Source organism: Streptomyces sp. NK15101, from assembly GCF_020400725.1.
GTDB lineage: Bacteria > Actinomycetota > Actinomycetes > Streptomycetales > Streptomycetaceae > Streptomyces.
In genome coordinates, this window is the sequence record NZ_JAINVG010000145.1 from 1 (window position 1) to 10640 (window position 10640).

At 71.5% G+C, this 10640-nt stretch carries 3 protein-coding genes, 1 tRNA gene and 1 pseudogene; 1 reads left to right on the forward strand and 4 read right to left on the reverse strand.

The window, feature by feature from the left end; genetic code table 11:
* From K7G60_RS37145 to K7G60_RS37155, 3 genes and pseudogenes are all read right to left on the reverse strand, one after another.
* Positions 1 to 956, reverse strand: a pseudogene (locus tag K7G60_RS37145) (cell division protein FtsK); the annotation flags it as partial.
* A gap of 138 nt (positions 957 to 1094) precedes the next feature.
* Entirely contained in the window at positions 1095 to 1769 is a 675-nt protein-coding gene (locus K7G60_RS37150) for a two-component system response regulator (RefSeq protein WP_225805378.1), read from the reverse strand.
* A gap of 304 nt (positions 1770 to 2073) precedes the next feature.
* On the reverse strand, positions 2074 to 7554 hold the full coding sequence (locus tag K7G60_RS37155) for a HAMP domain-containing protein (RefSeq protein WP_225805379.1): 5481 nt from the start codon (positions 7552 to 7554) through the stop codon (positions 2074 to 2076).
* Positions 7555 to 7823: 269 nt separating this feature from the next.
* Here K7G60_RS37155 and K7G60_RS37160 point away from each other — a divergent pair, with 269 nt between their 5' ends.
* Entirely contained in the window at positions 7824 to 10469 is a 2646-nt protein-coding gene (locus K7G60_RS37160) for a SpoIIE family protein phosphatase (protein WP_225805380.1), read from the forward strand.
* A gap of 95 nt (positions 10470 to 10564) precedes the next feature.
* Here K7G60_RS37160 and K7G60_RS37165 read toward each other — a convergent pair.
* Positions 10565 to 10637 (reverse strand) — tRNA-Thr (locus K7G60_RS37165).
* Between the last annotated feature and the right edge of the window lie 3 nt (positions 10638 to 10640).

Here is a 10640-nt window from a genome sequence, read left to right on the forward strand (position 1 = left end):
GCGCCCCGCCGCCCGGCCCGCGCGCCCCCCCCCCCCCCCCCCCGCCACTCCTCGTCGTACGCCTCGTGGCCCGGGTGCCCCCCGTACTCCTCCACCTCCGCCGGGTCGTACGGGAGTTCGATGATGCCCAGCCTGGCGCCGAGCGCGCGCAGCCGCTGCGGGATGGCGTTGACCGGGGTGGCGGTGACCACGAGCAGCCCGAAGACGGTGAGCAGCACCAGCATCGGTACGGCGAGGACCTCGCCCATCATGAAGACGAGGGGCTGGGACGCGGCCCAGCCGATGAGCCCGCCGGCGTCCTGCATGGCCGCGCTGCCGTCGCCGCGCCCGGGCGAACCGCAGGCGATGTGCACCTGGCCGAGGACGCCGATGACGAGGGCGGAGAGGCCGATGCTGATCCGGCCGTTGGCCTCGGGCTTCTCCGGATACAGGATGAGCCGGATGCCGATCGCGCCGAGGAGCAGCGGTACGAGCAGGTCGAGCCGGCCGAAGGATCCGGTCACGAGCATCTCGACGAGGTCGCCGACCGGGCCGCGCAGGTTGGACCAGGTGCCGGCGGCGACGATCAGCGCCAGGCCGAGGAGGAGGAGCGCGAGCCCGTCCTTGCGGTGTGCGGGGTCGAGCCCCTTGGCGCCGCGTCCTATGCTCCGGAACATCGCCCCGATGCCGTGGGCGAGGCCGAGCCAGGCGCCGCGCGCGAGCCGGTAGACGCCCCCGGTCGGGGACGGGGCGGGGCGCGGGGCGGCCTTCTTCGCGGCGGTCTTCCGCGCGGGCGGGCGCTTGGCGGGCGCGGCCTTCTTGGCCGGCGCCTTCTTGGCCGGTGCCTTCTTCGCGGGTGGTTTGGCGGAGGACTTCGCGGGCGCCGCTTTCTTCGCGGCACCCGTCGTCCGGCCGGCGCGCGGTTTCGCGGTGCCCGCCGTGCCCTGGGAACCCTTGCCGGACGTACGTGAAGCCATGATGCCGAGGTTACCGGTGTGGGGAGTGGTGTGGGGAGCGCCTGTCCGCCTCACCCGTTCGTGTCGTCCGCGCCGGAGCACGCTGCTGACGCCCCATCACGGCGATCCCCACCGGACGGGACGGTCGGTGACGGCACGTCAGCCCTGGGCGGGCAGGGTCGGCGCGGCGCCCGTACCCGGCTCCAGCGCGTCCAGGGCCCGGCGCAGCCCGGTGAGCTTGCGCTCCAGATGCGCGGCGGTGGCGACGGCCGCCGCGTCGGCGGAGTCGTCGTCGAGCTGCTTCGACAGGGCCTCGGCCTGCTCCTCGACGGCCGCGAGCCGGGCGGAGAGCTCGGCGAGCAGTCCGGCGGACTCCTTGCCGTGGCCGCCCTCGGCGCCGCCCTCCAACTGCAGCCGCAGCAGGGCGGCCTGCTCGCGCAGCTTGCAGTTCTTCATGTAGAGCTCGACGAAGACCGAGACCTTGGCGCGCAGCACCCACGGGTCGAAGGGCTTGGAGATGTAGTCGACCGCTCCGGCCGCGTACCCCCGGAAGGTGTGGTGGGGTCCGTGGTTGATGGCGGTGAGGAAGATGATCGGGATGTCCCGGGTCCGCTCGCGCCGCTTGATGTGGGCGGCGGTCTCGAAACCGTCCATTCCCGGCATCTGGACGTCGAGCAGGATGACCGCGAAGTCGTCCGTCAACAGCGCCTTGAGCGCTTCCTCCCCGGACGATGCCCGCACCAGCGTCTGATCGAGCGCGGAGAGAATGGCCTCCAGCGCCAGCAGATTCTCCGGCCGGTCATCGACCAGGAGGATCTTGGCCTTCTGCACCATGCCCCGTCCTCCTCGTCCCGGCAACGGCTCTCCCCGGACCCCCGAACCGGGGGAAGCACCGGGCGCCGCCCCAGAAGACGACTCCCTAGCGCCGTCCGTCCTTGTGCCGGTCATCGTAGCCGCACCCCGCCCGTCGCCACACCCTGTCACCGCGATGTCACTGTGCACATAGCAGAAACGCGGTGGGAGACCAGAAGGTTCCCCGTATCCCGCCCTCTCACACACCCCTGGCGACAGCCGGCCGGCGCGCGCCGGCGGAGCCCGGGGGTCCGCGCCGCGCACGGCGCGGACCCCCGCTGCGGAGTCACTCCCCCCGCATCCACTGTTCCATGACGGACAGCAGATGATCGGGGTCGACCGGCTTCGTCACGTAGTCCGAGGCACCGGACTCGATCGCCTTCTCCCGGTCGCCCTTCATCGCCTTCGCGGTCAGCGCGATGATCGGCAGCCCCGCGAACTGCGGCATGCGCCGGATCGCGGTCGTCGTCGCGTATCCGTCCATCTCCGGCATCATGATGTCCATCAGCACGACCGTGACGTCGTCGTGCTGCTCCAGGACCTCGATGCCCTCCCGCCCGTTCTCGGCGTAGAGCACCGCGAGGCCGTGCTGCTCCAGGACGCTGGTGAGCGCGAAGACATTGCGGATGTCGTCGTCGACGATCAGCACCTTCTCGCCGGAGAAGCTGAACGTACGCCGCGGCTCGGCCTCCGGCTCCTCCCGTTCCTCCGCGCTCTGCTGCCCGGACTGCCCGGGGACCGCGCCCCGCACCCCGGTCGCCTCCGCCGCGGCCTTCCGCCGGTGCCGGAACAGCGCCCCGGCCCCGGACCGCGCCTCCGCCCGTACGGGCGCCGGCGGGAAGTGCGGGAAGGGGTGGACGGCCCCGGCCGTGCCCTCCTCGGCCCCCTGCTGCGGATCGTCGGCGTCCTGGGGGCCCTGCCCGTAGCCGCCCGACGGCAGCTCCGTCGGGCTCAGCGGCAGGTAGAGCGTGAACGTGGAACCGCGGCCGGGCTCGCTCGCCGCGAAGATCTCGCCGCCGAGCAGCCGCGCGATCTCCCGGCTGATCGAGAGCCCGAGACCCGTGCCGCCGTACTTCCGGCTGGTCGTGCCGTCGGCCTGCTTGAACGCCTCGAAGATGACCCGCATCTTGCTGGCCGCGATCCCGATCCCGGTGTCGGTGACCGAGAAGGCGATCAGGTCGGCCTCCGGATCGCGCAGCGAACCCGCCTCCAGGAGCTGCTCGCGGATCGACTGCGGCACGTCCGCGCCGGCCGGCCGGATCACCAGCTCCACCGCGCCCGTGTCGGTGAACTTCACCGCGTTGGACAGCAGGTTGCGCAGGACCTGGAGCAGCCGCTGCTCGTCGGTGTGGAGCGTGGCCGGCAGCTCGGGCGAGACCCGCACCGAGAAGTCGAGCCCCTTCTCCGCCGTGAGCGGGCGGAACGTCGCCTCCACGTAGTCGACGAGCTGGACGAGCGCGATGCGGGTCGGCGAGACGTCCATCTTGCCCGCCTCGACCTTCGACAGGTCGAGGATGTCGTTGATCAGCTGGAGCAGGTCCGAACCCGCTCCGTGGATGGTCTCCGCGAACTCGACCTGCTTCGGCGTCAGGTTGGTCTCGGCGTTGTCCGCGAGCAACTTGGCGAGGATCAGCAGCGAGTTGAGCGGCGTGCGCAGCTCGTGCGACATGTTGGCGAGGAACTCCGACTTGTACCGCATGGAGACGGCGAGCTGTTCCGCCCGCTCCTCCAGGACCTGTCGGGCCTCCTCGATCTCGGTGTTCTTCACCTCGATGTCGCGGTTCTGCCGGGCGAGCAGCTCGGCCTTCTCCTCCAGTTCCAGGTTGGAGCCCTGGAGCTCCTTCTGCCGGTGCTCCAGCTCGGCCGACCGCTCCTTGAGCTGCTCGGTCAGCTTCTGCGACTGCTGGAGCAGCACCTCGGTCTTGGTGTTGACGCTGATGGTGTTGACCGTGGTCGCGATCAGCTCGGCGAGCTGGTTCAGGAAGTCCCGCTGGATCTGCGTGAACGGCTGGAAGGACGCCAGCTCGATCACGCCGAGGACCTTGCCCTCGAAGAGGACCGGCAGCACGATCACGTGCGCGGGCGCGGCCTCGCCGAGTCCGGACGAGATCTTCAGATAGCCCGGCGGCACGTTGACCTGGATGGTCCGCTTCTCCTCCGCCGCCGTCCCGATGAGGGTCTCCCCGGGCCGGAACGAGGTCGGCATGGAGCCGGCGGAGTATCCGTAACTCCCGCGCATCCGCAGCTCGTACGAACCGTCGCCCTCGCCCACCAGCTCGGCGTCGCCGTGCGCGGAACCCGTCGGCATGGCCACGAAGAAGGCGCCGTGCTGGGCCGAGACGACCGGCGTCAGCTCGCTCATGATGAGCGAGGCCACGTCGTCCAGGTCCCGCCGGCCCTGCATGAGACCGGAGATGCGGGCCAGGTTGCCCTTGAGCCAGTCCTGCTCCTCGTTGGCGAGGGTGGTGTCGCGCAGGTTGGCGATCATGGTGTTGATGTTCTCCTGGAGGGCCTGGATCTCGCCCGCCGCGTCGACACCGTCGATCTTGAGGTTGAGGTCGCCCCGGGTCACCGCCGTGGCGACGGCCGCGATCGCCCGCACCTGCCGGGTCAGGTTCCCGGCCATCTCGTTCACGGACTCGGTCAGGTCCCGCCAGGTGCCGTCCACGTCACGGACCCGGGCCTGACCGCCCAGCTGCCCGTCCGTGCCCACCTCGCGGGCGACGCGGGTGACCTCCTCCGCGAAGTTCGACAGCTGGTCGACCATCGTGTTGATGGTGCTCTTCAGCTCCTGGATCTCACCGCGCGCGTCGATGTCGATCTTCTTGGTGAGGTCGCCCTTGGCGATGGCGGTGGTGACGGCGGCGATCTGGCGCACCTGGCCGGTGAGGTTGTCGGCCATGCCGTTCACCGAGTCCGTCAGGTCCCGCCAGGTGCCCGACACCCCCGGCACCCGCGCCTGGCCGCCCAGGATGCCGTCCGTGCCCACCTCGCGCGCGACGCGGGTCACCTCGTCGGCGAAGGACGACAGCGTCGTCACCATCGTGTTGACGGTGTCGGCGAGCTCGGCGACCTCGCCGCGCGCCTCGACGGTGACCTTCTTCGTCAGGTCGCCGTTGGCGACGGCCGCGGAGACCCGGGAGATGTTGCGCACCTGGCTGGTCAGGTTGTTGGCCATCAGGTTCACGTTGTCGCTGAGGTCCTTCCAGATGCCGGTCACCCCGCGCACCCGGGCCTGGCCGCCGAGGATGCCCTCGGTGCCCACCTCGCGGGCCACCCTCGTCACCTCGTCGGCGAAGTTCGACAGCTGGTCGACCATCGTGTTGACGGTCGTCACCAGCTCCAGGATCTCGCCCTTGGCGTCGACCGTGATCTTCTTCGACAGGTCGCCCATGGCGACCGCCGTCGTGACCTCGGCGATGTTCCGGACCTGGAAGGTCAGGTTGTTCGCCATCATGTTCACCGACTGGGTGAGGTCCTTCCAGGTGCCGGAGACCCCCTGCACCTCGGCCTGACCGCCCAGGATGCCCTCGGTGCCCACCTCACGGGCCACCCGGGTCACCTGCTCCGCGAAGTTCGAGAGCTGGTCCACCATCGTGTTGAGGGTGTTCTTCAGCTCCAGGATCTCGCCCCGCGCGTCCACGTCGATCTTCTGCGACAGGTCACCGCGCGCCACCGCGGTGGCGACCTGCGCGATGTTGCGGACCTGGGTGGTGAGGTTGCCGGCCATGCCGTTCACCGAGTCCGTCAGATCACGCCACACACCGGCCACGCCCGGCACCTGCGCCTGACCGCCGAGCCTCCCGTCCGTGCCCACCTCGCGGGCCACCCGGGTCACCTGGTCCGCGAAGGCGGACAGCTGGTCCACCATCGTGTTGATGGTGTTCTTCAGCTCCAGGATCTCGCCCCGCGCGTCCACGTCGATCTTCTGCGACAGGTCGCCCCGGGCCACGGCCGTCGTCACCTGCGCGATCTGCCGCACCTGCGAGGTCAGGTTGCCGGCCATGAAGTTCACGGAGTCCGTGAGCTCCCGCCAGCGCCCGGACACCCCGTCCACCCGCGCCTGACCGCCCAGCCGGCCCTCGGTGCCCACGTCCCGGGCCATCCGGGTCACCTGGTCCGCGAAGGACGACAGCTGCGACACCATCGTGTTGACGGTGTTCTTCAGCTCCAGCATCTCGCCGGCCACGTCCACCGTGACCTTCTGCGACAGGTCGCCGTTGGCGACCGCCGTCGTCACCTGCGCGATGTCCCGCACCTGACCGGTCAGGTTCCGGAAGGCAGTGTTCACCGAATCGGTGAGGTCCTTCCACGTACCCGCCGCACCCGGCACCTCGGCCTGGCCGCCGAGCAGACCCTCGACGCCGACCTCCCGGGCCACCCGGGTCACCTCGGAACCGAAGGCGGAGAGCTGGTCCACCATCGTGTTGACGGTGTTCTTCAGCTCCAGCATCTCGCCGGCCACGTTCACCGTGACCTTCTGCGACAGGTCGCCGTTGGCGACCGCCGTCGTCACCTGCGCGATGTCCCGCACCTGCGTGGTGATGTTCCGGAAGACCGTGTTGACCGAGTCCGTGAGGTCCTTCCACGTCCCCGCCGCACCCGGCACCTGCGCCTGGCCGCCCAGCAGGCCCTGCGCGCCGACCTCGCCCGACACGCGGGTCACCTCGTCGGCGAACGTCCGCAGCGTCTCCGTCATCTGGTTGATGGTGTCGGCGAGTTGGGCGATCTCACCGCGCGCGGAGACCCGCACCTTCTGCGACAGGTCGCCGTTGGCGACCGCCGTCGTCACCTCCGCGATCCCTCTCACCTGATTGGTGAGATTGCCCGCCATCGTATTGACGGAGTCGGTGAGGTCCTTCCACACGCCGGCGACCCCGGCCACCTCGGCCTGACCGCCGAGCTCGCCCTCCGTACCCACCTCGCGCGCGACGCGGGTCACCTCGGAGGAGAACGACGACAGCTGGTCCACCATCCGGTTGACGGTGTTCTTCAGCTCCAGCATCTCGCCGGCGACGTTCGCCGTGACCTTCTGCGACAGGTCGCCGTTGGCGACCGCCGTCGTCACGAGCGCGATGTCCCGCACCTGGGCCGTCAGCCGGTTCGCCATGGTGTTGACGGAGTCCGTGAGGTCCTTCCACGAACCGGACACCCCGCGCACCTGCGCCTGCCCGCCCAGCTTGCCGTCCGTACCCACCTCGACGGCGACCCGGGTCACCTCGGAGGCGAACACCGACAGCTGGTCGACCAGGTTGTTGGCGGTACGGGCGACCTTCAGGAACTCCCCGCGCAACGGCCGCACGGTCCCGTCCGCACCCTCCGAACGCAGGTCCATCCGCTGGTCCAGATCGCCCTCGGCCACCGCCGACAGGACCCGCCCCACCTCGGACACCGGCCGGGCCAGATCGTCGACGAGCGCGTTCGCGGCCTCGATCGCCGCCGCCCACGCCCCCTCGCTGGCCCCCGCCTCGAGCCGCTCGGACAGCTTGCCCTCACGGCCGACCACCCGCCGGACCCGCGACAGCTCGCCCGTCACGTGCATCTGCCGGTCGGCGACCTCGTTGAACACGGCGGCGATCTCCGCCATGACCCCGTCGCCGGACACCGTCAGCCGCTTGCGGAAGTTCCCGTCCCGCATCGACACCAGCGCGGCCAGCAACCGCTCCAGCGCCGCCGCGTCCACCTGGACCGTCCCCCCACGGGAACGCCCGCCCCTCGCGCGCGTGCCACTGCCTCCGCCGCGCCGCGCCGCCGTGCCAGACTCCACCGTGTCCCTCCCGAAAGGGGTCGACCGTACCGCTCCGGCTCTCGCCGTCAGCCTGCCCAGTGTTTCACCGTGACCGAACCAGGCGATAACAGTTCGGCAGCTTCGTACAGCGTCCCTACCCTCCAGGGGCGGAATCAACGGTGACCGGCATCCGCTCGGACAGCGAAGGTAAGTAACCTGGCATCCGGCTGTCCAACCGCCCCGGTCCGCCCGGCGGGGGCGGTGTGGCGTGCGCACGACCACCGGGCAGCGGGAGGGACAGACCGAGCATGGCAGAGCCGGGCGTCGAGACGCGTACGAGGAGTGCTGTGATCACCGCGCGGGCGACTGCCACCTTCGAGCCCGTCGGGCGGTCCGTCGCGGCCGCCCGCGCCTTCGTCCGGGACACCCTCCAGGGCTGGGGACACCCCGAACTCGTCGACGACGCCGTCGTCCTCACCAGCGAGCTCGTCACCAACGCCGTCATCCACGCCGGCACCGCCGCCGAAGTCCTCTGCCTCCGCTCCGACGACAGCATCCGCGTCGAGGTCGCCGACCGCTACCCCGAGCGCGAGATCCCCGTCCAGAGCGGCCGCTCCCTGGGCAGCCCGGACCGCGAGAACGGCCGGGGCCTGCTCCTCTGCGCCGCCCTCGCCCACCGCTGGGGCGTCGACTACTCCCCCACCCGCAAGCACGTCTGGTTCCACCTCGACCTCCCCCAGCGCCCCGTCGGCACCCGCTCCGCCGGCCCCGTCCTCCCCGACGCCGTCCTCCCGGTCGCCGAGAGCCGCGTCCGCGTCGCCGTCGCCCAGATCGACCGCGGCGGCACGATCACCGCGTGGAACGAGGACGCCGAGGAGCTCTTCGGCTACGAGGCCGAACAGGTCACCGGCAAACCCCTCGGCGACCTCGCCGCCTGGCCCCACACCCCCGGCATCGGCACCGGCCTCGCCGAGGCCCTCCGCCTCTCCCGCTGGGAGGGCAGCTACGGCATCCGCTGCGCCGACGGCCGCGTGATCCCCGTCTACGCCTCGCACCTCCGGGTCCGCGACGCCCAGGGCGAGCCCTCCACCGTCTGCCTCCTCGTACGGGAGCACGAGCGCGCCGTCCTCCAGACCCCCCAGCGCCCCGCCGTCGAGCCGGGCACCGAGGGCCGCACCGCCGACCCCTTCGAGGTCTTCATCGGCTCCCCGGCCCCCGACGACCTCGACGGCCTCCTCCAGCGCACGGTCGAACGCGCCCGCGACATGCTCGACGGCGACGCCGCCTTCCTCCTGCTCGCCACCGACGACGAGACGGAACTGGAGGTACGGGCGACCACCGGCCTCCCGGCCGCCCGCCAGCGCTTCGCCCGCGTCCCCGTGGAGACCGGCGCCAGCCGTTACGGCTCCGCCCGCATGCCCGCCGTCCACGAGGACCTGGCCGCCGTCCCCGGCGCCGTCCCGCTCCTCGAAGGCACCGGCATGCGCTCGGTCGTCACCGTCCCGCTCAAGGTCGAGGGCCGGCTCACCGGCTCCCTCGGCGTGGCGGCCGAGAGCGCGAACCGCTACTCCAACGAGGAGGCGCTCCGCCTCCAGTTCGCCGCCGACCGCATCGCCCTGGCCGTCGAGTCCGCCCGGCTCGGCGAACTCGAGCGCCTGCGCCGCGGCTCCCTCAGCTTCCTCGTCGAGGCCTCCGACCTCCTGGCCGGCACCCTCGACCGCGACCAGACCCTGGCCCTCATGGCCCAGATGACGGTCCCCACCCTCGCCACCTGGTGCGCGGTCTACACGATCGCCGACCAGGCCTCCGACCCGTACCTCTCGTACGTGCTCCACGAGGACGAGGACCGCATCGACGGCCTCAAGGCCCTGCTCTCCTCCATCGCCCCGCCGGATCCGGTGCCGACCCCCGGCGCCCGCGTCTGGTCCGCCCCCGGGGAGGCCGCGCACCGCGCCGCGCTGACCGCCTCGGTCCGCGCCCTCGACCACCCCGCGAGCCCGCTCTCCTCCGGCATCGACAACACCCTCGCCACGGCGAGCGCGGTCGCCGGTGAGACGGTCGTCCTGCCGCTGGTCGCCCGCAACCGGGTCATCGGCATGCTGACCCTCGGCAGGCCCTCGGAGGACCACTTCCGCCAGGAGATCCTGGAGCTCGCCGAGGACCTCTCGCGCCGGGCCGCCCTGGCCCTGGACAACGCCCGCCTGTACTCGGAGCGCGTGGCGATCAGCCAGTCCCTCCAGCGCAGCCTGCTCCCGCCCGGCCTCCCCACGATCCCGGGCGTCGAGGTCGACGTCATCTACCGCGCGGCCGGCGAGGGCAACGAGGTCGGGGGCGACTTCTACGACCTCTTCCCCATCCGGGACGGCGCCTACGGATTCGCCATCGGCGACGTCTGCGGCACGGGCCCGGAGGCGGCCGCCGTCACCGGCCTGGCCCGCCATGCCCTGCGCCTCCTGGCCCGTGAGGGCTTCGGCGGCCCCGCCGTCCTGGAACGGCTGAACGCGGCGATCCTCGACGAGGGCGCCCGCAGCCGCTTCCTGACCCTCCTCTACGGCGAGATGCGCCCGCAGGAGGACGGCTCGGCGATCCTCAAGGTCGTCTGCGCCGGCCACCCCCTCCCGCTGCGCCTCCGCCCGGACGGCACGGTCGAGCCCGCGGCGGAACCGCAGCCGCTCCTGGGCGTCATGGAGGACCTGGAGCTGTACGAGCAGACGGTCACCCTCGACCCGGGCGACGTCCTCCTCTGCGTCACCGACGGCGTGACGGAGCGCCGCGAGGGCTCCCGCATGCTGGGCGACGACGGCCTGGCCGAGGTCCTCAAGAGCTGTACGGGCCTGACGGCCGGCGCGGTCGCCTCCCGTGTCCTCCGCGCGGTCGAACGCTTCGCCCAGGCCCCGGCCTCCGACGACATGGCCATCCTGGCGATGCGCCTGCACGAGCCCCACGACCGCTGACGGTCCCGGTGACTCCCTCTCGGGGGTCACCGGCACCACAGCCGTACGACAACGCAAAAAGGCCCCCGCCACAAGGCGGGGGCCTTTTCAATTTGAGCCCTTTAACGGAATCGAACCGTTGACCTTCTCCTTACCATGGAGACGCTCTACCGACTGAGCTAAAAGGGCGGG

Coding starts and splice junctions, on each gene's coding strand:
- K7G60_RS37150 (WP_225805378.1), bottom strand. CDS start 1,769: ATGGTGCAGAAGGCCAAGATCCTCCTGGTCGATGACCGGCCGGAGAAT.
- K7G60_RS37160 (WP_225805380.1), top strand. CDS start 7,824: ATGGCAGAGCCGGGCGTCGAGACGCGTACGAGGAGTGCTGTGATCACC.